Below are 24,491 nucleotides of genomic sequence, written 5' to 3' on the forward strand. Positions count from 1 at the left end.
GGCGCCGGGGGGACCGGCCCGCTCCACGCGGGCGGTGTCCGGGCGTGCTCACCCAGGGCCGGAGGCCCTGTGCGAGCGTTCCCCGTCCGGAACGGGGTGGCGGCCCCGGTGCTCAGGCCGGGGCGGAGTTGTCCACGAGCCAGGCCAGGGCCGCGTCGGCGGAGTCGAGGACGGAGAGGTGTCCGTCCTGGGGGCTCAGCCGCAGCTCCGCGGCGGGGAGGTGACGGGCGAGCCACCCGCTGTGCGCGCTGGGCGCGACCCGGTCCTGTTCGCCGTGCAGGAGGAGGACCGGCACCCCGACCTGGCCGGGGGTGAAGCCCCACGGGGCGACGTAGGCCAGATCGTCGTCGACCAGCGGGCCGGGCCCGCTCTCCACGGCAGGCCCGACGACGTCACCGAACCACGACCACGTACCGGAGAGCGCGGCGTGGTCGGCCGGGGTGAACATCTCCGGGTCGTACACCGCGCCCGCCTCGTGCTCCTCCTTCGCCGCGCGGCCCCGGGCGGCGGCCCGCAAGGAGGCCCGCCCGGAGGCGGACATGCCCGCGAACCAGTCGAGGCCCTCCGCGCCGAACGGCGCCAGACCCGCCACACCGGCCACGGCCAGGACGCGGTCGGGCAGCAGCGCCCCGCAGGCCAGGGCGTGCGGCGCGCCGCCGGAATGTCCCATGACGGCGAACCGGCCGACGCCCAGCGCGTCGGCGACCTGGGCCACGTCGTCGGCCACCGACGCCACGTCCCGGCCCGGACGCGCGGTCGAACCGCCGTACCCGGGCCGGTCGTACGACACCCAGCGGATGCCGAGCCGGTCGGCGGCGGGGAAGAGGGGTGCGGGCGGACTGCCGACGTTCGGGGTGCCGTGGTGCCAGAAGACGGTGAGGCGGTGGCCGGAATCCGGCCCGCCGGTGTCGTACATCCGCACCCTGCGGCCGTCGGCCAGCACCGCTTCCGTCTCCGTGATCATTCCTGCCCCCGATGTCCGTCCCGGCGTTCGATGCCCGCAGCCGCCGCTGTCCGCATCCGCAACCTACAGCGGCCCCCTCACCGGCGGCCGAGCACTTCGGCGATCCGGCTGAATCCGTCCGCACCGTGGCCCCGGCCGATGGCCCGGCGGACCAGGCCCTCGGCCGCGCGCATCACACCCGCGTCGATGCCGTGGGCCTCGGAGGTGTGGACGACGTGGGCCATGGACGACACGGCCGAGGTGATCGGGTTGCCTTCGCCGGAGTAGCCGCCGTCCGCCACGTCCCGCGCGGTCTGCTCGAAGAGCGGCGGGAGGATCGCGCCGATGCCCTGGGCGAACGGCGCCAGCTCCAGCGCCGTGACGCCCTCGGCCTCCGCGAGGGCCAAGGCGTGTGCGTACCCCGCCATCGCGGTCCAGAAGATGTCGAGCAGGGCGATGTCGTAGGCGGCGGCCCGGCCGATCTCCTCTCCCAGGTGGGTGTGCGTGCCGCCCAGCGCCTCCAGGACGGGCAGGTGCTCCCGGTAGAGCTCCTCGGGACCGGCGTGCAGGAACACCGCGGCGGGCGTGCCGATCGTGGGGGTCGGCGTCATGATCGCCCCGTCCAGGTACCGGATGCCCTGCCCGGCAGCCCAGTCGGCCACCTCCCGGGACCGGGCCGGGGTGTCGGCGGACAGGTTCACGACCGTACGGCCCTTGAGCGCGCCGGCGACCGCGTCGGGCCGCAGGACGCTCAGGGCCGCGTCGTCGTCCACCACGCAGATCACGGTCAGCCAGCTCGCGGCGACCGCCTCCCGCGCCGATCGCGCGCCGTGCGCTCCCCGGGCGGTCAACTCCCCGTCCCGGCCCGGCGTCCGGTTCCAGACGGTGGTCCTCAGCCCGGCGTCGAGGAACGCCCCGGCCAGGGCACGGCCCATCGGCCCCAGACCGAGGACGGTGACGGCAGACTGGTCGTGGTGCGTGGACATGTGCAACTCCCATAGGTGTGCGGAACATGGCGAAGGGGTCGACGATGACGCGTGGACGTGCCCGGGACACCGAGGTGTGCGGGGTGACCGCCGCGATCGCCGTGATCGACGGCAAGTGGAAGACGGCACTGCTGTGGCTGCTGGAATCCGGGCCGCACCGCCCCGCCGAGCTGCGTCGGCGGCTGCCGGGCCTCAGTGAGAAGGTCCTGACCCAGGCGCTCCGCGAGATGGCGGAGGACGGCCTCGTGCACCGGGAGGTGTACGACGTGCTGCCGCTGAAGACCGAGTACTCGCTGACGGACGTCGGCCGCGAACTCTCCGAGCTGCTGGGCCCCGTGTCCGACTGGGGCCACCGCCGCCTGGAACGGCTCTCGGGCGACCGGGTGGCGCCCTGACGTAAGCCCCTCCCGCTCCCTCTCCCTCCGTGTCCGGCGTCCCGGGGGACTCGCCCGTCTGCCTGTGACCAGCTTCGCTGCGTCGCCGCATGCTGCCAAGTACGCACAAAAAGGTGGGTGTTCGGCGGGCCCTTGCCCGGCAGTCCTGGCGGCCGGGCGCTCGCCGGAGCGACTGCTCGGACCCGTCGGCGACGGCTACGCGGGTGCGAGACGTATCGAAAACCGCAGTTTCGAAAACAGCCATTTCGAAAACTTGATTTTCGCTTCTGTGGGTGGCTACAGTTCTGCTGTCAGCTACAGACCGGATCAGGAGCAGTCATGGCCGAGGCACCTGCGGCGTCGCGCCGCCGCAAGCTCACCCCGGAGCGGGAGCACGAGCTGCTGCGGGTGACGGCCGAGCTCGTCGGTGAGGTCGGGTACGAGCAGGTGACCATGGCCGCGGTCGCGCAGCGGGCGAAGTGCAGTACGGCCACGCTCTACCGGCAGTGGGAGAGCAAGCCACGGCTGGTCATCTCGGCCTGGAAGGCTCTCACCAGCGAGGCCGGGAAGGACCTGTCCCGCATCGACACCGGCAGCCTGCGCGGCGACCTGATGGACGTGGCGCGGTACCTGGTGTCGGACGACCCGGTCAAGGACACCTTCACCACGGTGCCGGCCGCCATCGTTCAGGACGAGGGCCTCATGGAGATCGTCCGCGAGATCCTGATCCACCCGATCCTGCGCGACCTGGCCCAGCTCTTCGAGCGAGCGGTGGACAGGGGCGAGATCGAAGCCGCGAACCCGGTCATCGGCCTGGCGGACCAGATCCTGCTCGGCCCGTGGCTCGCCCAGAACATCCTCCACGGGATCCCGGCGACCCAGGAGCTGATGGAAACCGTCGTCGAGCGGGTTCTCCTGCCGGCCCTCACCGCTCAGTCCGCCACCGCCTGACCCCACCCGAACCCCGACCGTCTCCCCGGACGCGCCTTCCGGCCGCACCGGTGACCTCGCACACCCTGACAACGGCGTAACGCCGCTCGTCCACCTCCGCACGCCCTTTTCGAGGCCCGCGCCGGTCAGCCGCCGGGTCCAGGGCACCGCACGTCCGAAAACACCACCGATCCGGAGTGTCTCCCCATGGCCACATTTCTTCACAGGATCGGCAGGGCCGCGTTCAAGCGGCGCCGGCCGGTCGTCCTCCTCTGGGCACTCGTCCTGGGCGTCGTGGGCATCGGCGCCTCCAACAGCGCGGGTCCCGCGAGCTCGAGCATCACCCTGCCCGGCACGGAGGCCCAGCGCGCCTTCGACCTCCTGGGCGAGAAGTTCCCGGCGGCCAACGCCGACGGAGCCACCGCCCGCGTCGTGCTGCGCGCACCCGACGGGGAGAAGATCGGCGCTCCGGAGAACAAGGCCGCCCTCGAAGCGACCCTGACCGGCGTCAAGGACTCCTCCGCCCGCATCGGGCAGATCAGCGATCCCTTCGCCTCCAAGGCGGTGAGCGCGGACGGCACCACCGCCTACGCCCAGGTCACCTACACCGCCGCGGAGTCCGACCTCGCCGACGGCGACCGCACCGGACTCGACAAGGCCCTGGAATCGGGACGTGACCAGGGGCTGACGGTGGAAGCGTCCGGCAACGCGCTGGCCGCCGCCGAGGAGAGCCACACGGCCGAGGCCATCGGTTTCGCCCTGGCCGCCGTCATCCTCCTCATCACTTTCGGTTCCCTCGTCGCCGCCGGCCTGCCCCTGGTCACCGCGTTGGTCGGAGTGGGTGTGAGCATGGCCGCCATCACCGCGCTCAGCGGTCCGCTCGACCTCAACAGCAACGCCTCGGCCCTCGCCACGATGCTGGGCATCGCGGTCGGCATCGACTACGCCCTGTTCATCGTCTCCCGCTACCGCTCCGAACGCGCTGACGGCTACGACGCCCGCGAGGCGGCCGCTCGCGCCAACGGCACCGCGGGCTCCGCCGTCGTCTTCGCGGGACTGACCGTCGTCATCGCCCTCGCGGGTCTGGCCGTGGTGAACCTTCCCATCCTGACCGCGATGGGACTCGCCGCCGCCGGCGCCGTCGTCATCGCCGTCCTCGTCGCCACCACCCTGGTCCCCGCCCTCCTCGGCTTCGCCGGCGAACGCGTCCGTGGCAGGCGCCGCGAGAAGACCGTCCCCTCGGCCGCCGGTACCGAGCCCGGCAGGCGGGGGCCGGGGCAGCGCTGGATCTCCTACGTGCTGCGCAGGCCGGCCCGGATGCTCATCCTGGCCGTGGTCGCCCTCGGCGTGGTCGCCCTCCCGGCCACCCAGCTCGAACTCGGGCTGCCGGACGACGGTTCCAAGACCGCCTCGTCCACCCAGCGCAAGGCGTACGACATACTGTCCGAGTCGTTCGGGCCCGGCTTCAACGGTCCCCTCACCGTGACCGTCGACGACCAGGACCCGGCGGTCGCCCGCAGCGGCGCCGAGGCCATGGGTACGTCCCTCTCCGGCCTTCCGGACGTGGCCGCCGTCACGCCGGCCGCCTTCAACGAGAGCGGCGACACCGCGATCATCACCGTCATCCCCCGGAGCGCACCGGGCAGCGACGCCACCAAGGACCTCGTCGACGACATCCGCGTCCTGGCCGGTGACCTCCGGTCCGACACCGGTGCCCGTTCCCTCGTGACCGGTACGACGGCGCTCAACATCGACATCTCCGACAAGTTCAGCGCGGCGATCGTGCCCTACCTGGCGCTCGTCGTCGGCCTGGCCGTCCTCGTGCTGATCCTCGTCTTCCGTTCCGTCCTGGTCCCCGTCAAGGCGGCCCTCGGCTTCCTGCTCTCCGTGCTGGCCTCCCTGGGCGCGCTCGTCGCCGTCTTCCAGTGGGGCTGGCTGAAGGACCTCATCGGCCTGGAACAGACCGGCCCCGTCATGAGCCTGATGCCCGTGCTCATGGTCGGCATCGTGTTCGGCCTGGCGATGGACTACCAGGTGTTCCTGGTGACCCGCATGCGCGAGGCGTACGTCCACGGAGCCGATGCCCGCACAGCGATCGAGACGGGCTTCAAGCACAGCGCCACCGTCGTCACCGCGGCGGCCCTCATCATGATCAGCGTCTTCGCCGGCTTCGTCGGCTCCCACGACGCCATGATCAAGTCGCTGGGATTCGGCCTGGCCGTCGCCGTCGCCTTCGACGCGTTCGTCGTCCGCATGACGATCGTCCCGGCCGTCCTCGCACTCCTCGGCAAGCGCGCCTGGTCCCTGCCCGCCTGGATCGACCGCATCCTGCCCCACGTCGACATCGAAGGCGAGAAGCTCGGCCGGCAGACCCCCGCCCAGCCGACGGCCCCCGAACCCAGCCTCGCCGGTGCCACGGACCGCGACCACTGACGACGCCCGCCGCACGGGCCCGCGACCGCCACGGCCGCGGGCCCGCCCCGTCCCGAGGACGCCGATGCACCGAGTACTTCTCGCGGGCGGCCCGGCCCTCGTCCGGGACGCCTACGCGCACGTCGTCGTCGCGTCCCCCGCCTTCGTCCTCCAGGGCCAGACCGCGACACTCACCGAGGCGTTGACCGCCCTGACCCCCACGACCTGCGACCTCCTGCTCATCGAGGCCCGCGAACTCGCCCGCGTCCCGTGGGCGGCGGCTCAGGTGTCACTGCGCCTCGCCGCGGCCCGCACCCGGACCGCTGTGCTCGGCACGATCCCACCGGCCGGGCTCCCGCTCCTCACGGAGGCGGGCGTGACCGGTGTGTTCGGCCCCTGTCTCGAACCCGACGCGTTCTTCACGGCACTGGACGCGGTCTGCCGCGGCGCCATGGTCATCGCGCCCGCTCCCTCCCGCACACCCCCCGCGCCGGCTGCCCACGGCTCCTTGTCGCCCCTCACCCAGCGGGAACGCGAAGTGCTCGCCCTCGTCGCCACCCAGCCCGACAACACCGCCATCGCCCTCGCACTCGGCGTGAGCCCTCTCACCGTCAAGTCCCACATCAACCGGGTCATGCGCAAACTCGCGGTGTCCAGCAGAGCCCAACTGGTCATCCTCGCCTACGAGAGCCGCCTGATCGTCCCGGGCGCCCGGACCACGTCCGGTGCGGCGCCGAGCGATCACGGCGCACACCCTGCGGACGTCCGGCCGGACCATCCGTGTCCTGTCCCAGATAACTGTGGGCAGGGCGAGGTTCTGACCTGCGGTGCCTACGGTTGAGTGGGACAGGTCGGCCGTCGATGTCCCGCTCAACCGTAGGCAGCCGCCTCTAGGGCTTGTTTCGAAAGTAGCGCCGTCCGCCCGCCGGACAGGCGGGACTTTCGAAACAAGCCCTAGGGTGCTCATCGTGGAAGTCCACTGGTCGGCGCGGAGGTGCCGGGCCCGCCGAGGCCCGGCGCAAGAAGTCGGGGAACCTTCCCCGCTTGCGAGTCCTCTTCCCCGCCTCCCTGGGGGCGTCGCCGAGTCCACCAGTCTGTTCGCGCCCGGCGACGCCCGACGTTTGCGGCGGTCAGGCCGTATGGGAGCGGGTAGAGGTGATCACGACGGATGTGTAGGGCATGGTGGCGTGGCCGCCGAGCATGTCGATCGCAGTCCCGGCGCTGTCCAGGACCTCCGCCATTTTGTCCGCGGAGAGTTGGGTGAGGCCTCCGAGGGTGGGGAGCTGGTCGAGCCACTCCTCTCGGGAGTAGGTGCGCTCCCAGGAGAAGCGCCACTGTTCCGGCTCGCTGAACCTGCCGGTCTGCCGGATGCCGTCGGCGATTTTCGCGAACAGTGGCTGGTAGGCGTCCACGGCCGATCCTCTGAGCAGGCCGGGGTTGAACGGGGAATCGGGGGCGACCCGTTGGAGTGTTTCGGCGAGGGCGTCGATCACCTCGGCCGGGAGCTGGGGGACGTGGTGGAAGGGGGCGAGTCGGCCGCCGGGTCTGAGCACCTGGGCCGCCTTGGCCGCGCCGGCGACGGGGTCCACCCAGTGCCAGGCGGTGCCGGCGATGACCGCGTCGAACTGCCGCCCTGCCGGCTGCCAGTCCTCGAACCTGGCGACCTCGACCTCGACACGGCTGCGTCGCGCGAAGGCGGCCATCCGCTCGTCGGGCTCGACACCGAGCACGGTGCAGCCGACCGCCCGGAATTGCCGGGCCTCGATGCCGGTCCCGGCTCCGACGTCGAGGACGTGCCGGCCGGGGCTTGCCGCGACGATCCTGTCCACCAGGGCCTGGGGATACGGCGGTCGGGCGCGGTCGTAGCGTTCGGCGTCCACTCCGAACGACTCGGCCGTCTGCCGGTGGCGGTGGGGCTCGGGGCCGGACGTGTCCGGCTGTCCCTGCGATAAAGTGGGCATGCGCCCACACTAATGGGCGGTTGCCCACTTGTTAAGGCGGGCGGCGCGGAAAGGGAGACAATGCCGTCAGGGGTGCACATCCACAACGTGCGCGGCCAGTTGTTCGAAGCCGCCGAGCGCGTCCTGCTTCGGGACGGGCCCGACGCGTTGACCAGCCGGGCGGTCACGGAGCAGGCGAACTGCGCCAAGGGTGTGCTGCACCGGCACTTCACCGACTTCGACGCTTTTCTGGCGGAACTGGTCCTCGACCGCGTCCGCGGCATCGAGGACCGGACCACGACTCTGCGCGCGGCCGCCGGCACCGGGAGCGTGGTGGACAACCTCTCCGACGCGCTGCAGGACCTGTTCGGGCCGGTCACGGTGGCGATCGTCGCGCTCATCACCTTCCGTGACGGCCTCCGCGCCCGGTTGCGCGAGGCCGGTCTGACCGGCATCCCGCTGGCCGTGCAGGGCGCCGCCATGATCGCCGCATACCTCACTGCCGAGCGGGAGCTGGGGCGTCTGGCCGGTGACGCCGACATCGACACGCTCGCCCCCACCCTCGTCGGGGCCGGGCACCTGCTGTTCGCCGACCGGACAAGCGCCCCACCGCAGACCGCCGCAGTCCGCAAGATGGTGACCACCGTCATCGCCGGCGCCTTGCGACCACCCCAGTCGTGACCTGAGCGTCCAGGTCGCGTGTCGCCCCCTGCCCCCGGATCTGGTAGGCCTCCGTAGCTGCCCCAGTGTCCGTTCCCGAGAGATCTGAATCGATGAGGTGCCCCTGATCTGCGCCTTGTCATTTCAGCCGGGACGCTTCGGAGCGTGGAGGGCCCAGTGGATCTGAACAGTGGTGAGCCTGGTTGGGCGTGAGGTGCGGCTGTCCCAGCAGTTCTGTCTGGCCGAAGAGGCTCTGGCCTGGGGCTTCTCAGTTCCACTGGGAATCATCTCGTAGGGCGTTGTGGTCCTCCGGTGTCATCACCAGCATCAGTGATCTCCCCGATGAGTCGGTCCAGCGGAAGAGGGCGTCGTTGGAGAAGGTGTGGGACTGACGCTTCTCGCGGAGAGAGGGGACGTTGAGCCGGCGCTCGGCTTCTGCGTAGACAGCGTCGATCGTGCGCCGGTGCTGGCTGAGGTTCACCCATTGGCGAGGCGCCCGTCGTGCTCGCCAAGCAGGGTCGGCCACCATGCCGAGCATGGTGACGAACTCCGGGTAGGTGGCGATGAACTCCCGCTCGTCGACGCGTCGCCTGATGATGTTCTCGTAGGCGGCTTCCTTGGGCGGTAGCTGAGCGAGACGGTCGTTCCAGCGTGAGAGCAGATGGGGCTGCTTCTTGTTCAGAAGCCAGGACCGGACCATGTGCTGCGCTTCCTTTGTGGCTGCTTCCAAGGTGTTGGGGAAGCGGCGGGCGATTCGCCGGTGCCGGTGTTGAGCCGTGGCAAGTTCTGGAAGGTGGCTGACGCGGTATTGGCGGTTGCCGTCGAGCCAGATGCCGTGTCGGCGGCAGAGCTGGAGATCGGCGGGGCGATGCGCGAGGACTGGTTCGGTGATTCCACGGCGGTGCATGCAGTGTGAGCACGCGACGTAGAGACGCCGCCGATAGCGGATCACCTCGCCTCCGGTACGCGCCTCAATCCGGGAGATCGCTGGCAGCAGCATCCGAAGGGTCTCGTGAGTGAGACCCGTCAGGAGTGCCAGCCGCGGCAGAACCATCGGAGTCCAGCGCCATAACGTGTCCGTCCGCTTGCCGATCAGCGCGTTCTTGAACGGCGTCAGTGTTTTCGCCAGTTGTCCCGACGTCACGTGGTTTGCGGCGGCGAGGCGGTGCAGGTACCAGCCGAAGACCTCCCCGTGGACCGGTGGCAGAGGAAGTGGCAGGAGCCGGACCGGGGCTTCCCAGGGCTCCATTACTCAGGCCGCCTTCGGCCTGCGAGCGTACTTGGCACGGGGGCGATCGGGCCGGGCCTTCTGGACGGCGTGGTCGAGCTCGATCTCGTCGAGCATGCGCTTGGTGATCTTTTCCGTGCCGCTGTCGATGGCGTCGACTGCGGCTTCTCGGATGAGCTGGGAAAGACTGCCGATCAGCCCGCCAGTGCGCTCGTGGAGGTAATCGGTCATGGCGACCAAGGTGCCGGGACGATGGGCCTGTAGTCGCAGGGAGTTCTCCATGGTCACCACCAGGGCCTGCCAGCTCTCCTTGTCCGTGCGGTTCTTGTGGCCGAAGGGCCGGGAGGGGATGACCGTGTAGCGTCCGGCGATCTGCTGTCCGCGTGTGCCCTGGAACAGGCTGCTGGTCTCGACGTCGAGACCAGCGAGCACGAAGGTGGCCGCGATCCGTTCCGAGAGGTACTTCAGCTGATCGGATGCCTCGGCTCCGTTGCGGGTGGTCAGGTCGAGGTTGTGGATCTCGTCGACCAGGACGAGTGTGGTGCCGAGCTTGCCGAGCAGGTCACAGACGGCGTTGGTGATCTGGACCTGGCTCATGCGGTGCTCCAGCGGGACGCCAAGGAATCGGGCGAACTCGCCTGCGAGCATCTTCGGGGTGGCCGCCGGGGGGACGGTGACGAAGACGACCGGCAGTCCGCCGATGGCGGTGGGGTTGCGCCGCCGGGTGATCTGTTCGACGTTCTTGCCCAGCTGGGTGATCGCTGTGGTCTTGCCGGTGCCGGCCGAACCGGACACGATCAGGCCGCGGCGGGCGGAGACCTGGTGCCGGTTGAGCACGATGCGTTTGCGGCCCGTGGTGACGACGCCACGGATCGTGGGAGTGTTCACGATGACGGATCGTGTGTGATAGTCGATCCGCGCTTCCCTGTAGGACTCCAGCTCGTCCTCGTCCAGGACGGTGCCGGACGGGAGCGACGGCGGGGGATCAGGGTTCTCATCGACGAACGCCCGCCAGCCTTCCTTCGTGGTCAGCGACATCTGGGGGTTGGCGATGTCCGGTGGCGGAGCCTCGCTCACAGGCGACTCCCGTCGGTGAAGGCATCGAAGACGCCGAAGGGAATGACGTTCGATGTCTGCTCCGGGACGGTGGCCTCGTCCTCGGCGTCTTCAAAAGCTGGTGCCTGCGGCAGCGCAGGGACGGACCGGGCGGGCTCCAGGGCGGCGCGGGTGCGGGCCGCGATGCGGCGGTCCGGCCCGCTTTCCGCCCGCGTCAGCAACTGGTCGACTGCGGCGGCCACGGCGGCTTGGTTGGTGTCGTCCTGGCCCCGCATCGCAAGCAGGTCCCGGGCTCGACGCCAGGTGAAGTCCGCGAACGGCGCGGAGACCAGGTGCCGGTGTGTCCACGGAACCGTGATCCACTCTCCGGTGCGTGCGTCGCGTACCCAGATCTGGGACAGGTCGTAGGGGTCGTAATGGACTTCCCAGAGTCCGCCCTTGGCGGTCACTCCCGAGGAGCGCCGCCGCAAGGGGTTCAGCCCGGGGCAGTTGTAGGTGCGGTGGTCGACACGGATGCCGTAGTCGTTGACCGAACGCCAGAGTGCTGGCAGCAGTTCCAAGTAGTCGGGGCCGCTCAGCGGCATCGGCAGGTAGCCGGTGCGGGAGACCAGCAGGGCGTATGCGTCATTGGGAGACATCGGCCGGCCCGGTAGGAATGGGCTGCGCAGTCCTTCGTGTGGCCGCTGCTGCCAGCAGGCCACGATCCATTCCTGCAACAGGTCGTCCACTTCCGCGAGCGTCCAGACGGCCTCGACCTCGGCCCCCCGGCGGGTCGTGTTCGAACCGGTGTAGCCAGGGATGTGCTGGCAGAACAGCGTGTTGATCGAGGAAAACGTCCGCTCGACGATTCCCTTGTCAGTCGGGGTCGCCGGGCGGGACGGCTGGACGGAGACGCCCAGCGACCGGCAGGCGGTCAGGAAGGTGTTGGAGACGAACACCTTCCCGTGATCAATGCCGATCGTCTCTGGCACGATCACCGGCTTGGCGGCCGCTTGCTCCAGGCGCGCGTCGATCTCCAACAGCCTCTGGTGGGGGATCAGCGTCATCGACATCGCCAGTGCTTCCGACCAGCCGGGCCGTAGCGGCTCCGGGACCAGCATCTTGGCCAGCAGCAGGGAGGCGTCCACGGCCTTGGTGCCTGCTGGTCGCAGCACCGCAGCGCAGATCGTCCTCGTTGCCACGTCGACGGCGATCGTGAGTTCCGGACGTCCGCTCACCCCGTCCTCCAGGACCACCAGCACGTCCAGTGGTGTCGTGTCGATCTGCACCATCTCGCCGGGGCGGCAGGCCGAGGAAGGGGTGAACGCTCCTTGCGGGCGGCGAGCCGCTGACCTGCGGGACGTGGCCTCGCCGAAAGCATGCGTGCCCTCGCTCACCGCCTCGACGAGCCGGTAGAACGCCGACTTCGACGGCATTGGCACCGTTCCCGGGCCATGGCGCTCAGCCAGCAGCGCCTCCACTCGCCGACACAGCCGGCCGCGGGTGCCGGTGGACTCGTTCGTTGTCGAGGCGAGGATCTCCGCGATGGCGGAGACCACCCGGTCATCGGCCCGCCCCGTCGGCGAGGAAACCCGAGTTTTGCGGTGATCGACCAGCCCCCACACGCCCTGCTCGCGGTAGCGCCTGCGCATTCGCTGAACGGTTCCCGCACTCGCCTGCCATCCGATAGCCCGTAGTTCCGCAGCCTTGGCCGCCACTCGCTCTTCCACTGTGTGGCTTGCCGGGTCGTATTCAGGGCGAGGTGGAGTCGTGGGGTCAGTATCCAATGGCTTGCCGAACTCCACCTCGGTCACATGGCGTTCCCAGGCCGCCGCCTTCTCCGCTTCCCGCTCCGGCACGATGTCCAACAACGCGAACGGTGGCATACGGCCCTGATCGACACCCTGGCCGATCAGCTCAAAGCCTTCGGAGGCCAGTAGGTGGGACAGCAACACCAGACTCGCCGACCCGGCTTCGTCGAGGAGCCGCACCGTCGTCCCGGACAGGCCGACGACCACCTGCAGCCGGTCATCCAGGCGCACCTGATCCCCAACCCTCACCGCCGCCCGTGGCCCTGGGTGCCCGCTCACCGGGTCGCCGCCGGTGACACCAGCGTGGCGTCCGACAGAGGCCGTGACAGATCGGCGGCCAGCCGTCCCAGCCAGAGCAGATGGAACACCGCCGGCAACACCGCGATCGGATCGCCGAGCAACGCAGCCTGCGGCACCAGCGGCGAAGGCGCCGAGAACAGTGCCAACAACCGGGCCACGAGGCCTTCGTCGGCCCCGTGCCGCGGATGCCGGTATCCCGCCAGCCAGCGAACGTTCACCATCCGCACGGCGTCCACCTCGCCAACAACCCTGTAGCCCCACCCCACCACCTCGCAAGCTGTGCGCGTCGCGGCGAACTTGGCCGTTGACCGTGAGTCGATCCGGTCCAGCGGCCGACAGTCCACCACCAGCCCCCGCCCGTCCTCGAACCGAGCGAAGTAGTCCGGAGCGTGCGAGATGCGCTTACCCCGCTCGTCCTTCCAGAACAGCCACAGAGGCTGTGACAGCAGCCCCGTCACCTCCGGCGTGAAGTCCAGCAGCATCGCGTGATCCCGCTCCAGCCACGACTCGAACCCCACGTGCCCGCCTGTCGTGGCCGACCAGTACAGGCCCGGGAAGTTTCGCTGGCCGCGGTACGACGGGAACCCGCGTACTGGCAGCCCTGCCTCGAACTCCACCGAGAGCACATCCGCCAACGGTCGCCGATGCTCACCGTCGGCATCCCGCCATTCGACCTCAAACTGGTCCACGGCTGGCAACGCCTGCTGTGCTGTTCCTTGGGCCCCCATGTGAACCACTGTGCAGAAGCGGCGGGAACGAGAAGAAGGAATGGGACCAAATCCCCCATCCGAGTGATCGGCCGAAAGTCTCTCGCGGCAGGACGGCCAACACCGCTGGTAGATGGCAAAATTGAGCAGGCATCCGTGACTCCCTGCACATCTTGGACGCGCTGCTGAACCTCGACGGCGGCGTGAAGCCGGAGATGGTGGCCACCGACAACGCCTCCTACTCCGACATCGTGTTCGGGATCTTCAAGATCCTGGGCTACAACTTCAGCCCCCGCTTCAGGACCTGGACGACCAGCGGTTCTGGCGGGCGACGATGCCCGGGGTGGAGACGGGCACGTACGGGTTGCTGGAGCCGCTCGCCCGCAACCGCGTGAACCTGAAGAAGATCGAGACGTGGTGGCCGGACATGCTCCGGGTCGCCGGTTCCCTGGTCACCAACCAGGTCAGGGCGTACGACCTGTTGCGGATGTTCGGCCGCGAGGGCAACCCCACCCCGCTCGGGGCAGCGTTCGCGGAAAACGGGCGGATCGCCAAGACCGAGCATCTGCTGCGGATGGTCGACCCTCGACGACACCTACCGTCGGCAGATGAACCGCCAGCTCACCGCGCAGGAGTCCCGGCACAAGCTCGCCCGCGACGTGTGCCACGGCAAGCGCGGCACCATCCACCAGGTGTACCGCGACGGCATGGAGGACCAGCTCGGCGCGCTCGGCCTGGTCCTCAACGCCATCGCGCTCTGGACCACCCGCTACATCGACGCCGCCGTCGCCGAACTGAAGGCCGAGGGGCACGAGATCCGGGCCGAGGACATCGTCCGGCTCTCCCCGCTCAAGCACCGCAACCTCAACGTGCTCGGCCGCTACAGCTTCACCGCTTCCACCCCGGCCGCCGGCGTTTTGCGCTCGCCGCGGGACCCGGAGGCACCGGGACTCGACGACGACGAGGACTGACGGTGTCAGGAGCCTGGCAAGGGCGCCGATCAGCTTGTGAGCCGCCGCCTTGGCCAGCCGCTTCGGAGCCGTGGCGGCCCGTTCCCAGGGTGCCCGAGGCTTGATGTCGGTGTCCTTGACTGCCTTGACGTACTCGGCGTCGAACCGCTCATTGCCCAGCTCCACGAGGCGGGTAGGCCCGCTGCGCCGAGGTGGGGTTCAGCCGAGATGTGCGCCAAAGGGGCAATGAGTCGATCTTGATTCGACTCAGCGCGCGGTCAGCGGGTGATGCCGCAGTAAATGCGTACACCTCGCCCCGGCGTCCGGAACGGTCCGGGGGTTGAGGAACATCCGTGTCAGATCGTGCGCCAAGCCGAAATCGGTCTTGGTGGGCGGCTGACGGAGCGAGCCTACGAACCGCTACACGGTGGCTGTGCTGCGGGCCGGTGCGTTCATGTGGTGCTCAACCCCATTGCGCGGCGCGCGGCCTTCACAGTACGGGCGGTGGGCGCGATGAAGGCGTGCAGCAGTTGCAGCGCGCCGTCGCATTGGGCGCCGACGGCTGCGAGGTCGCGGTGTCGGCGCCCGCGGGTGCCCCGGCCGGAGGGGTCGATGAGGTCGAGTTCGTGGACGACCTCGTGTCGGGCGTTGAAGAACGGCTGGTGGCTCTTGAGTATCTGATCGTCGAGGGCGGACTCCTGCTTCAAGCCGAGGGCGTTGCGGCAGCGGATGAGGTCGGTACCACCCTGGATGCTGGGGCCAGCCAGGTCCTCGACGTAAAGATCGATCAGAGCGGAGCGCGGGTCAATGTTGACGACGGCCTGCTTGGTGGCCTTGGTCATGTCGCCGGCGAGGCGGTTGGCCATGAAGTGAGCGACGAAGGCGCCATGCACGTCGCCGGTCGTGGAGAGCAGGGTGTGCAGAGAATCTCGCAGCAGGGTGCGCAGGCAGGCGTCGATACCGGCCGCGGTGAAGACGATGGCGGCTCGGGCCTGGTCGCGGTGGGTCTCGGAGACGGCGCCGCGCATGTCGTCCTGACCAGCGCGCAGTTCGTTGAGGGTGGTGAACAGCCCACCCACGGACTTGTGGGTGGCCACCAGACGGGCCCAGCTTCGCTCGACTTCTGGTGGGCAGCCGTGGGACTTGCGGGGAAGGTCGCTCAGCTCGACGAGGGTCAGTCTCGACAACGTCTCTCCTTGGCCGTGTCCGCGAGGTGCCCGCGGCCTTACGGATCATTATCTGGAGGACGACTTCAGACCAGCCCCGCCGCAGGCGTCCCGCTTGCCGCGTCGGCCCTCCGGGGCGATCCGGAGGGCCGACGCAAGGTACTTACCTCCGCTTGTCCGGAGAGGGGCTGTATGGGAAGAACTGCAACGCAGCGGGCTCGGCCCGTTCGCGTTTCCGCAGATGTCTCTGCGGCGGTGTGTCCGGTCGCCGATCCGATTGTCCCGGGCAGGCGTGCCGTCTGGGTCACGAGGCGGGCATCTCGCGTGGCGGCTGTTCCGACCTGGTAGTCCGTCCGGGGGAATCGATCTCGATGATGGTCCCGGATGTCTCGTCGGCGAGTTCCGGTTCGCCGTGGTTCAGCTTCGTTTTGAGGGTCGCGAAGCCCTTCTTGACGTACGGGGCGGCTTTGACCGCCGCGGCGGTCGCCGCGATGCCCACCGCGGCAGCGCCAGCCATGGCCAGCTTGAGCATCGCCTCCGCCTCAGCCTGCGTGAGCCTGACCCTGGCGTCGGCGAGGGCGTCGGCCTCGGCCCGGGTGAGCAGGTCGTCGTCGGCCGGGAAGAGCACGCTGTGGCCGGCGAGGTGGTTGTCTTCGTCGCGCAGGAGGCTGCTGCGCCCACCCGGCGTGGTGCTCGACTGCGAGAGGCGGGTGTCGGCCGGGTACTCGACGATCATCTTCTCCCGGACCATCCCGGGCCCGTCTTCAGTGGTCATGGGGCAACTGTAAGGACCGGGGCGGCCGTCGGGAGGCGTAACGCCTGAGACTCCCACTGCATCTATGAAGGTGATGCGCCCCGGGGGGCCTCGCCCCACGAGAGCGGCAAGTTATGCCACCCCGGCGGGCGCCAACCAGAACAGGCTTTACAGAACAGAGCGCCCTTCCCCCTCACGGATCAGGTCGACGCCCCGTCAGCCGCCCACCAGGGCTGACGAACGCTTAGCGCACGATCTGACACGGATGTTTCTCAGACCCCGGTCCGCCGCAGGTCGCGACGATCATGGCCGGGGCTCTGTCGCAGTAAATACCGGATTTACTGCGACGGTTCGGCTTCCAAGATCATCCCATTATCCCTATGGCGCCTATCTCGGCTGAACCCTGAGTTCGCGGTGGCCCGGTAGCATCCGGAGACGCAGTGAGCCCCCACCCCGTCGATACCGGGGTGGGGGCTCACTGTCCTTGCAAGGTGGCTACGCGCTGGTACCGCGGCCGGGTGCGATCACCAGCTGGGTGGGGTCCGTGATGCCAATGTTGTAGGCCGTCACGATGTTCTCAGCCAGCGGCTGGGAGCGGGACTGGGAGCCACCGCCGGAGTGCGTGGAGCGGATGGCGTCGGTCTTCCATTGGCGCACGGTGCGCTTGCGGAGCACGAGGGCCAGGCGGTCCAGGTCGACCTTCGGATCCTCCTCTTCCTTCCCCTCCTCCTTCTTCTTCCAGTTGGTGTGGATGACCATCCCCACCGCGCGGATCATCATGTTGTCCCAGGACGTGCTGTCCCGGCCCCATGCTTCGGTCAGGGTGTACAGCACCATGGGGAGCAGGCCCACGCGCTTCTCGCCGATGGTCAGGACAGCCTGGACGGCGCCTACCTGGTTGGGGGAGCTGCTGCCGGTAACCGTCAGGCCGCAGGACTCCACCTCGGCGTTGACGCGGGTCACCAGGGGCTCTCCTGCGGTCAGCGCCACACGGTAGTTGTCCACGGGCTTGACCGCCTTGCGGTCACGGTTTGCGGCGAGGAACAGCGCGGCTTCCTCGGCCGGGGTCAGCTCTTCGTAGACCAGGCAGTGCCGTTCGAAGTTGGGGCCGTGCTTCTCCGTGGCCACCTTGGTGGAGTGCTGGCCGTCCAGGAGGTAGTACCGGCCATCCGCTCGCTTCGAGACGATCGCGGGGAGAAGAAGGCGCGGGTTCCACTTCTTCCCCAGCTTGTTTGCCCAGGAGCGCTGGAACATGCGCTGGGCGTCCAGGCTGGGGTCTACCTCCAGGAGGCCCACGCGGATCTTCTGGTAGTAGACGGGCCGGGGGTCGACCGGCACCGGCTCATACTCCGGCGGCGCGGCCTTGCTGCGCCGCTTGACCACGACTTTCCGCGCCGTAGTGGTCTTCGTCGTCGCCACGGGGGCAACTCCCTTCATGGGATGGTGTCTGACGGCTACTCAATCGTAGAAATTTCTCGCATGTCAAATATTTTCGCATCCCTGGGTTTCTCGCATCTGCAATTTTCTCGCATCACCGCTGGTGGTAGCCGAGGGGCCTCGCAGAGCGAGGCCCCTCATGCCACGTTGCCCGCCGGCTGAGGCGACACCAGGGCGAAACGGAGCGCGGACATCCCGCACGCCTGACGCGACTCAGTGACGGATGGTCTGCAGCACGCTGCCGGTGTCCGTGATGATCCAAAATGACCAGCCGTTCCGACTCGCGCTCACCTTGGGGTTCTGTGCGCGCAGCACCGCAGCGGCGGCGCCACTCGGAGACTTGTACCGCCCCTGCGCCGGCCCGCTCGTCACCGTCACACTCTCCGCCGTCGGGTCGTAAAGCCCCTCGATCCGCACCCCGTTGTATAGGGCGTGAACGTTGATCTTTCCCTCCTTATCGCTCTTTTTGGGGGTGGAAGTGCGCTGGAAGTGCTCCACCAGCCTCTGCACCGCCTCGCTCTCGGAGACCCCCCAGGCCAGCGCCAACAGCGCCACTTGGTTGTGTGTGGTCTCCGCCATCTCCATGCACACATTTTTTCTGGAACTCACAGCAACGAGCATACGATCCAGGCGGCCGCGCCCGTGGCCTGTTTCGGAAAGCGGAAGGGGTGAGACCTCCGGTTCTCACAAATGTTCATCTGCGAGAGCCCCCGCAGTGATCACGTTTCCGCAGGTCGCCGTTCGCAAAAGCCCTCTCGAAACCCGCATGTTGTGCGAGGCGGTTCTGAGAGACTTCCCGGATGGATCTCGCGCCCGATCGGGCCGCATTGGCGGTAGAACGTCACAACTATCCGAACTATGACGCGCCCGCCGGCTCCGCCTGCCGCACCCGAGGGGGGAAGACCGCCGCCATGGCCGACGACGGCCTGCCGCTGCGACCCAAACCCGTACGCATCCGGCGGCCCGAGGACCCGCTCAGCCCCGAGGAGATCGACCTCCGCGAGCGGCTCCATGCGCAGCCCCGCCCGAACGCCGAGCTGCGGTAGTCCCTCCCACGACCTGCCTCGATCCCATGATCACCGGCTTAGCGTTAACCGCTGTACCGCTGTACCGCTGTACCGCTGTACCGCTGTGGCCCAAGGCCGAGCTCAACCCACGAGAGAACTCGCCGCGCAGATTGATTGGGACTCGTTCACTTCGCCGAGCAGATTCAGCGGGAAACCCTCACAAGCACTGGGAACGGACACCCAGGCCAAGCACTTGTGATCGGCCGATGCGACCTGGAACACTTTTGCAAGCGGCTGCTTGCAAAAGTTAGCAAGAGTGGTGCACCATCGGGGCATGGCATCACTCAACGTCGGCAATCTCGGTGAGTACCTGCGTGAGCAGCGGCGTACCGCGCAGCTCTCGCTGCGGCAGCTCGCCGACGCCGCCGGAGTGTCCAATCCGTATCTCAGCCAGATCGAGCGCGGCCTGCGCAAGCCGAGCGCCGAGGTGCTGCAACAGGTCGCGAAGGCGCTGCGGATCTCCGCCGAGACGCTGTACGTGCGGGCCGGGATCCTCGACGAGCGGGAGCGGGAGGAGCTGGAGACGCGGGCGGTCATACTCGCCGACCCGTCGATCAACGAGCGGCAGAAGAACGTCCTGCTCCAGATCTACGACTCCTTCCGCAAGGAGAACGGCTTCGACGCCGAGGCTCCGAAGGGTGCCGGCGGGCCGGACGGCGACGCCGGTTCGGATGCCCGCGGCCCACGCGCGGCCGGTGGCAGTGACGCGGAGACACCTGACGCAGGGACACCTGACGCAGAGACACCACCCCTGAACTGATTCACGATGATCCGGGAGGACCACAGTCATGGCCATCAGCGATGACCTGCGCAAGACCCTCACCGACCCGACCCCCCTCTACTTCGCGGCCGGCACGGCCGAACTCGCCGTGGAGCAGGCGCGCAAGGTGCCGGCGCTGATCGAGCAGCTGCGGGCCGAGGCGCCCGAGCGGTTCGAGGCCGTCCGCAACACCGACCCGAAGACCGTGCAGGAGAGGGTCGCCACGCAGGCCAGGGAGGCTCAGGCCACCGTGCAGGCGAGGGTGGCCGAGGTCCTGGGGTCGCTGGACACCGACCTGAAGAAGCTGGGCGAGAGCGCCCAGGACCTGGCGCTGCGGAGCGTGGGTGTGGCCGCCGAGTACGCGGTCCGCGCCCGGGAGACGTACGAGAAGGTCGCCGAGCGCGGCGAGCAGAGCGTGCGGACGTGGCGCGGCGAGACGGCCGACGAGATCGTCGAGATCGCCACCGTCGTCGAGGCGGAGCCCAGGCCGGTGCCGCCGCAGAAGGCCGAGGCTCCGGCCGCGTCGGAGAAGAAGCCCGCGGTGAAGCCGGTCACGAAGACCGCGCCGAGGAGCACCGAGGCCAAGGCGGCGCCCGCCGCACCCGCGCGGAAGACGGCCCCTGCCCGTAAGCCGGCGGCGAAGAAGACCACCCCGCCCTCCGCGGAGTAGTCCGGAGACCCGGCCGGAGCCCGGAGCCCGATGCGGGCTCCGGGTGCCGGGAGGCGGACAGACGGGCCGGGGCACGGTCGGGCACCTTTCGGGGTGCCCCGGTCGTTGTCCCGGTACCTTGGCCGCGAGGCGCTCTTTCCCCTGATTAGGCGGTGCTCACCGTGTTGCTCGAAGCATTCGGCTCGTTTCTCCAGCTGATCTACCTGGCCATGCTCGTTCTCGCTGTGGTCGCGCTGGTCTTCGCCGTCACGGCGCGCGAGGACGCCTACCGGGCGGCGGACAAGCAGAAGAAGTCCTTCTGGCTGATCATCCTCGGCATCACCGTCGTCGTGAACCTGTTCATCCCGATCCTGTTCCTGCAGATCGCGGGCGTGATCGCCTCCATCGTCTTCATGGTGGACGTGCGGCCGGCGATCAAGGCGGTGTCGGGCGGCGGCAATCGCCGCGGCGGTTCGTCCAGCGACGGACCGTACGGCCCCTACAACGGCGGGCGCTGAGCGCCGGCGGGCGAGGCGGGACCGGGGCGGGAGCGCGAGGCGCTCCGGCCCCGTCGGCGTATCCGGGCCTCGTCGCGCTCCAGCAGCAGCACGGCCACGTCGTCGGTCAGCTCGCCGCCGTTCAGCTCCCGCGCCTGGGTGACCGATGCCTCCAGCAGTTCCTCACCGCCCAGCCCTCGGTCCAGCTGGCCGTTGACCATGGCCACCATGCCGTCCTGGCCGAGCCGCTGGGAGCCCTCCGCCGAGACGCGGCCCTCGATCAGCCCGTCGGTGTACATCATCAGGCTCCAGGAACCGCCCAGCTGGACCTGGCGCCTCGGCCAGCGGGCGCGGGGCAGCAGCCCGAGCGCGGGGCCGCCCTCCTCGTGAGGGAGGAGGTGCGCCGCGCGGCCCTGCCGGGCGATCAGTGGTGCGGGGTGGCCGGCCAGGCAGAGACCGGCGTTGCGACCGTCGGGCGCGATGTCCACGGTGCACAGGGTCGCGAAGATCTCCTCGCTCTGCCGCTCGTGCTCCAGGACCTCCTGGAGGGTGGCGAGCAGGGCGTCTCCGCACAGTCCGGCCAGGGTCAGCGCCCGCCAGGCGATGCGCAGCTCCACGCCGAGCGCCGCCTCGTCGGGGCCGTGGCCGCAGACGTCGCCGATCATCGCGTGCACGGTGCCGTCGGGGGTGCGGACGGTGTCGTAGAAGTCACCGCCGAGCAGGGCGCGGCTGCGGCCGGGCCGGTAGCGGGCGGCGAAGCTCAGGTCGGAGCCCTCCAGGAGCGGTGTGGGCAGCAGTCCGCGTTCCAGCCGGGCGTTCTCCTGGGCGCGCAGCCGGGACTCGGTCAGCTGGCGTTGGGCGATGTCCGCCCGCTTGCGCTCCACGGCGTACCGGATGGCGCGGCTGAGGAGGCGTCCGTCCAGCTCCCCGCGGAAGAGGTAGTCCTGCGCCCCCACTCGTACGGCGTCGGCGGCCCGTTCGGCGTCGTCCTCGGCGGTGAGGGCGAGGACGGCGTGGCGCGGGGCGACGCGCAGGACGTGCTGGAGGGTGGCGAGCTCGTCGTGGGGTTCGGTGCCGTCGTCCGGGTGGCTGTCGGCGCGTGCCCCGCCGGGCGGCGCCAGGTCGAGGTCGACCAGGACGCAGTCCACCTGGTCCGTGAGCAGCCGGCCCGCCTCGGTGAGGTTGCGGGCGGTACGGACGCGGACGCGGGTCCCGCCCTCGGACGACAGCTCGGGGACGGTGAAGGTGCCCGCAGGGTCGTCCGAGATCACCAGAAGGGTGAGGTCGGGGCCGTGGGTGGTCTCCGCAGCGGAAACGGCACGTTGCTGCGGTACGGGTACGGGCATCGGTTCGGGTTTCCTTCCCTCCCCCCGAGGGCGCGGCGGACCGACGATCGACGACCCGCCAGACGGGGACCATAGCGGTCCGTGGCAGGGGAACGGAATGGCGCACGAGATCGGCCCCTGTCATATGCGCGGCCATAAGTCGCGTCCTGTCACGGATCCGACGGGATGGGAGCGGAGGAAACGGACACGGGGGCCATGACGAACATCACGCGGTGACGACGACGCGGCGAGCGTGCGTGCCAGGCGTCGCCGGGCAGGACTCTGGGACACGTCCCGGGCGCGCTGCCGGGGCGCGCGGCCCCGGCCCGGTCCGGACGGGAGGGCCTACTTGTCGGGACGGACGACGCCGAGGATCTCCATCGAGCCGGCGCCCGCCAGCGTGACGTCGCGGCCGGGCCGGGGGGCGTGCACGATCGAGCCGCCGCCGACGTACATGCCGACGTGACTGGCGTCGCTGTGGTAGATGATCAGGTCCCCGGGGCGCATGTCCTGGACGGCGATCCGGGGCAGCTGCCGCCACTGCTCCTGGGACGTCCGGGGTATCGGCCGCTTCGCGGCGGCCCAGGCCTGGGAGGTCAGCCCGGAGCAGTCGTAGGAGCCGGGGCCCTCGGCGCCCCACACGTACGGCTTGCCGATCTGGGCGGTCGCGAAGGCCACGGCCGCCTTGCCGCTCGCACTCGCCTCACGGTCGATGTCCTTGAGCGCGCCGGAGGAGAGCCAGGCGTTCTGTGCCGTGGACGCGGCGTCCCGCTCCATCTTCAGCAGACGGGCCCTCTCCTCCTTCTCCAGCTGTGCTTCGAGCTTCTCTGCCGCCGCTATCTGGGCGTCGATGCTCTTCTTGGCCTTCTTCTGCTTGAGCCGAGTGGCTTCGAGCTTCTTCCAGTTGAGACCGGCGTCCTTGGTGTACAGCTCCAAGTCCTCCTGGCTCTGCTCCAGTTCACCGAGCATGCCCTTGGTGGCCTGCTGGCCCTGGCGGAGTTGGCTCACCCCGTCGAGGAAGAGGCCGGGGTCGCCGCTCAGCATGAGCTGGGCCCCGGGCGGCAGGCCGCCGTTGCGGTACTGCTCGCGGGCCTGGGCGCCCGCCCTGCTCTTCAGCTCGGCGATCCGCGCCTCGCCGTCGTCGATCGCGTCGGTGAGCCGCCCGAGCTCCGCGGACTGCTTCTTCGCCTGCTCCTCGGCGAGGTTGTACGCGTCGGTGGCGGCCCCCGCCTTGCGGTAGAGGGTGTCGATCTCCTCGCGCACCTCTTCGAGGCTCTTCCCGGCCGTGGCGGGCGTGGAGGAGGGGGCGGGCTCGGGGACCGGGGCCGCCAGGGCCTGGACCGGCGCGGTCAGCAGGGCCAGTGCGCAGACCAGGGTGATCGCAGCAGAGGCACAGTGGCGTCGGTTCACTAGCTCCCCCTCCAGGTGACGTCGCCGGATGCCGGGTCGGGGGCATCTGACTTACCGTCAGTAACTTATCGGTGACGACGTGATCGTGCCACGGTGCACCGCAAAGCGACAGAGGTCCGGGCCGCGTGACGCGTCACACAGAGGTACGAACGAGGACGCGTGCGTGTTCCCGGTACGGGCGCGTGTCCGCAGGCCGGTCCGACGTACGCCGTCAGGCCACGGCCGTGGCGGGCCGCAGTGCGGACCAGCGCACCGTGACCTCGCCCTGCCGCCAGCGACGTACGTCGTCCGTCAGGGGCCAGTCGGCGGACACCGCCCGCACCGCCGCGATCCAGCGCTGCCGCGCGCCCAGCGACGCGTACGGGGCGGCCGTGGCCCAGGCTCGGTCGAGGTCGCGCAGGAAGGCGTGCACCGGCTCGCCGGGCACATTGCGGTGGATCAGGGCCTTCGGTAGCCGCTCCGCCAGGTCCGAGGGGCGCTCCAGCGAACCCAGCCGGGCCGCGAAGGTGACCGTGCGGGGGCCCTCCGGTCCGAGCGCGACCCAGACGTGCCGCCGCCCGATCTCGTCGCAGGTGCCCTCGACGAGGAGTCCCTCCGGGGCGAGCCGGGCGCACAGCCGCACCCAGACGGCTGCGACCTCGGCCTCGTCGTACTGGCGCAGCACGTTCGCCGCCCGGACGAGGGTGGGGCGCGCGTCCAGCGGGATCTCGAAGCCGCCGTGGACGAAGGTGAGGCCGTCGCGCTCGTACGGCTTGGCCGCGGCGACCCGGTCCGGGTCGATCTCGACCCCGACGACCGCCGTGCGCGGTTCGGCGGTGCGCAGTCGTTGCAGCAGCTCGACGGCGGTCCAGGGGGCCGCGCCGTATCCGAGGTCGACCGCGACGGGGCGGTCGCTGCGGCGCAGGGCGGGGCCGTGGGTGGCGGCGATCCAGCGGTCCATACGGCGCAGCCGGTTGGGGTTGGTGGTCCCGCGTGTGGCGGTGCCGATGGGGCGCTGGTGCATGACGGCGAGCCTAACGACTCCGCACGCGGCGGTGAGCGGGTGGCTGTGAGCGGGCGGCTCCGAGCGGACAGCGGTGAGCGGCAGGCGGCGAGGGGGGGCGGTGCTCCGGGGACGGCGCGTAATGATTTGGTAAAGCGGAAATGAAAG

At 69.7% G+C, this 24,491-nt stretch carries 23 protein-coding genes and 1 pseudogene; 10 read left to right on the plus strand and 14 right to left on the minus strand.

Translation table 11 applies throughout. The annotated features are described in order from the left end of the window. Window positions 1–112: 112 nt before the first annotated feature. Window positions 113–964 carry an alpha/beta fold hydrolase gene (locus tag SACTE_RS18020; RefSeq protein ID WP_014047450.1) on the minus strand — a complete coding sequence of 284 codons (852 nt, stop codon included), beginning with the start codon at window positions 962–964 and terminating at the stop codon, window positions 113–115. A gap of 77 nt (window positions 965–1,041) precedes the next feature. Further along, on the minus strand, window positions 1,042–1,929 hold the full coding sequence (locus SACTE_RS18025) for an NAD(P)-binding domain-containing protein (protein WP_014047451.1): 888 nt from the start codon (window positions 1,927–1,929) through the stop codon (window positions 1,042–1,044). A 44-nt stretch (window positions 1,930–1,973) separates the two neighbouring features. Here SACTE_RS18025 and SACTE_RS18030 point away from each other — a divergent pair, with 44 nt between their 5' ends. From SACTE_RS18030 to SACTE_RS18045, 4 genes are all read left to right on the plus strand, one after another. Then, entirely contained in the window at window positions 1,974–2,324 is a 351-nt protein-coding gene (locus SACTE_RS18030) for a helix-turn-helix domain-containing protein (protein WP_026359161.1), read from the plus strand. A 318-nt stretch (window positions 2,325–2,642) separates the two neighbouring features. Next, entirely contained in the window at window positions 2,643–3,254 is a 612-nt protein-coding gene (locus SACTE_RS18035) for a TetR/AcrR family transcriptional regulator (protein ID WP_014047453.1), read from the plus strand. Window positions 3,255–3,440: 186 nt separating this feature from the next. Beyond that, window positions 3,441–5,666: an MMPL family transporter gene (locus SACTE_RS18040; RefSeq protein ID WP_014047454.1), complete on the plus strand. Its 2,226-nt coding sequence runs from the start codon at window positions 3,441–3,443 to the stop codon at window positions 5,664–5,666. Between the two features lie 64 nt (window positions 5,667–5,730). After that, the gene (locus SACTE_RS18045; protein ID WP_014047455.1) at window positions 5,731–6,486 is read left to right on the plus strand and encodes a response regulator transcription factor; all 756 of its coding nucleotides are present in this window, start codon (window positions 5,731–5,733) and stop codon (window positions 6,484–6,486) included. Between the two features lie 289 nt (window positions 6,487–6,775). Here SACTE_RS18045 and SACTE_RS18050 read toward each other — a convergent pair whose 3' ends face one another. Then, the gene (locus SACTE_RS18050) at window positions 6,776–7,606 is read right to left on the minus strand and encodes a class I SAM-dependent methyltransferase (RefSeq protein WP_014047456.1); all 831 of its coding nucleotides are present in this window, start codon (window positions 7,604–7,606) and stop codon (window positions 6,776–6,778) included. Window positions 7,607–7,678: 72 nt separating this feature from the next. Between SACTE_RS18050 and SACTE_RS18055 the strand changes: the two genes are divergently transcribed. Next, window positions 7,679–8,266, plus strand: coding sequence for a helix-turn-helix domain-containing protein (locus SACTE_RS18055; RefSeq protein ID WP_019993432.1), 588 nt, complete (start codon window positions 7,679–7,681; stop codon window positions 8,264–8,266). A 247-nt stretch (window positions 8,267–8,513) separates the two neighbouring features. Here the strand turns inward: SACTE_RS18055 and SACTE_RS33325 are convergent, their stop codons facing one another. From SACTE_RS33325 to SACTE_RS18080, 4 genes are read right to left on the minus strand one after another with little or no spacing between them, the layout of a single operon-like run. Continuing rightward, complete coding sequence (locus tag SACTE_RS33325) at window positions 8,514–9,494, minus strand: TniQ family protein (RefSeq protein WP_014047458.1); 981 nt, start codon at window positions 9,492–9,494, stop codon at window positions 8,514–8,516. Window positions 9,495–9,497: 3 nt separating this feature from the next. Continuing rightward, window positions 9,498–10,550 (minus strand): ATP-binding protein, encoded by a 1,053-nt coding sequence (locus tag SACTE_RS18070; protein WP_014047459.1) that lies wholly within the window; start codon window positions 10,548–10,550, stop codon window positions 9,498–9,500. Next, a complete protein-coding gene (locus tag SACTE_RS18075; protein ID WP_014047460.1) occupies window positions 10,547–12,550 on the minus strand; it encodes a Mu transposase C-terminal domain-containing protein in 2,004 nt (667 codons plus the stop codon). The genes SACTE_RS18070 and SACTE_RS18075 overlap by 4 nt, the downstream gene beginning before the upstream one ends. 44 nt (window positions 12,551–12,594) lie before the next feature. Beyond that, a complete protein-coding gene (locus tag SACTE_RS18080; protein ID WP_014047461.1) occupies window positions 12,595–13,308 on the minus strand; it encodes a TnsA-like heteromeric transposase endonuclease subunit in 714 nt (237 codons plus the stop codon). A gap of 173 nt (window positions 13,309–13,481) precedes the next feature. Here SACTE_RS18080 and SACTE_RS33330 point away from each other — a divergent pair. Next, window positions 13,482–14,297, plus strand: a pseudogene (locus tag SACTE_RS33330) (Tn3 family transposase); the annotation flags it as partial. 431 nt (window positions 14,298–14,728) lie between these two features. On the opposite strand, the gene SACTE_RS18090 reads toward SACTE_RS33330, so the two are convergent. The 4 genes from SACTE_RS18090 to SACTE_RS18105 all read right to left on the minus strand — a co-directional run bounded on the left by SACTE_RS18090 (window position 14,729) and on the right by SACTE_RS18105 (window position 18,218). Continuing rightward, entirely contained in the window at window positions 14,729–15,463 is a 735-nt protein-coding gene (locus tag SACTE_RS18090; protein WP_014047462.1) for a hypothetical protein, read from the minus strand. A gap of 283 nt (window positions 15,464–15,746) precedes the next feature. Further along, window positions 15,747–16,217, minus strand: coding sequence for a hypothetical protein (locus SACTE_RS18095; protein ID WP_226995176.1), 471 nt, complete (start codon window positions 16,215–16,217; stop codon window positions 15,747–15,749). 474 nt (window positions 16,218–16,691) lie between these two features. Then, complete coding sequence (locus tag SACTE_RS18100; RefSeq protein WP_014047464.1) at window positions 16,692–17,615, minus strand: DUF6551 family protein; 924 nt, start codon at window positions 17,613–17,615, stop codon at window positions 16,692–16,694. A gap of 231 nt (window positions 17,616–17,846) precedes the next feature. Beyond that, complete coding sequence (locus tag SACTE_RS18105; RefSeq protein WP_014047465.1) at window positions 17,847–18,218, minus strand: hypothetical protein; 372 nt, start codon at window positions 18,216–18,218, stop codon at window positions 17,847–17,849. A 326-nt stretch (window positions 18,219–18,544) separates the two neighbouring features. Between SACTE_RS18105 and SACTE_RS35425 the strand changes: the two genes are divergently transcribed. From SACTE_RS35425 to SACTE_RS18120, 4 genes are all read left to right on the plus strand, one after another. Continuing rightward, window positions 18,545–18,679 carry a hypothetical protein gene (locus tag SACTE_RS35425; RefSeq protein ID WP_019993424.1) on the plus strand — a complete coding sequence of 45 codons (135 nt, stop codon included), beginning with the start codon at window positions 18,545–18,547 and terminating at the stop codon, window positions 18,677–18,679. A gap of 295 nt (window positions 18,680–18,974) precedes the next feature. Next, window positions 18,975–19,460 (plus strand): helix-turn-helix transcriptional regulator, encoded by a 486-nt coding sequence (locus SACTE_RS18110; RefSeq protein ID WP_014047467.1) that lies wholly within the window; start codon window positions 18,975–18,977, stop codon window positions 19,458–19,460. 28 nt (window positions 19,461–19,488) lie between these two features. Continuing rightward, window positions 19,489–20,130 (plus strand): hypothetical protein, encoded by a 642-nt coding sequence (locus tag SACTE_RS18115; protein ID WP_014047468.1) that lies wholly within the window; start codon window positions 19,489–19,491, stop codon window positions 20,128–20,130. Window positions 20,131–20,291: 161 nt separating this feature from the next. Further along, window positions 20,292–20,627: a DUF2516 family protein gene (locus SACTE_RS18120; protein WP_014047469.1), complete on the plus strand. Its 336-nt coding sequence runs from the start codon at window positions 20,292–20,294 to the stop codon at window positions 20,625–20,627. Here the strand turns inward: SACTE_RS18120 and SACTE_RS18125 are convergent. The 3 genes from SACTE_RS18125 to SACTE_RS18135 form a co-directional block, all read right to left on the minus strand. Continuing rightward, on the minus strand, window positions 20,609–21,952 hold the full coding sequence (locus tag SACTE_RS18125) for a response regulator (RefSeq protein WP_014047470.1): 1,344 nt from the start codon (window positions 21,950–21,952) through the stop codon (window positions 20,609–20,611). The genes SACTE_RS18120 and SACTE_RS18125 overlap by 19 nt on opposite strands. Before the next feature lie 324 nt (window positions 21,953–22,276). Next, the gene (locus SACTE_RS18130) at window positions 22,277–23,341 is read right to left on the minus strand and encodes a C40 family peptidase (protein WP_014047471.1); all 1,065 of its coding nucleotides are present in this window, start codon (window positions 23,339–23,341) and stop codon (window positions 22,277–22,279) included. A 211-nt stretch (window positions 23,342–23,552) separates the two neighbouring features. Continuing rightward, window positions 23,553–24,344 carry a methylase gene (locus SACTE_RS18135; protein ID WP_014047472.1) on the minus strand — a complete coding sequence of 264 codons (792 nt, stop codon included), beginning with the start codon at window positions 24,342–24,344 and terminating at the stop codon, window positions 23,553–23,555. Window positions 24,345–24,491: the final 147 nt, after the last annotated feature.

The organism is Streptomyces sp. SirexAA-E, from assembly GCF_000177195.2.
Taxonomy (GTDB): domain Bacteria; phylum Actinomycetota; class Actinomycetes; order Streptomycetales; family Streptomycetaceae; genus Streptomyces; species Streptomyces flavovirens.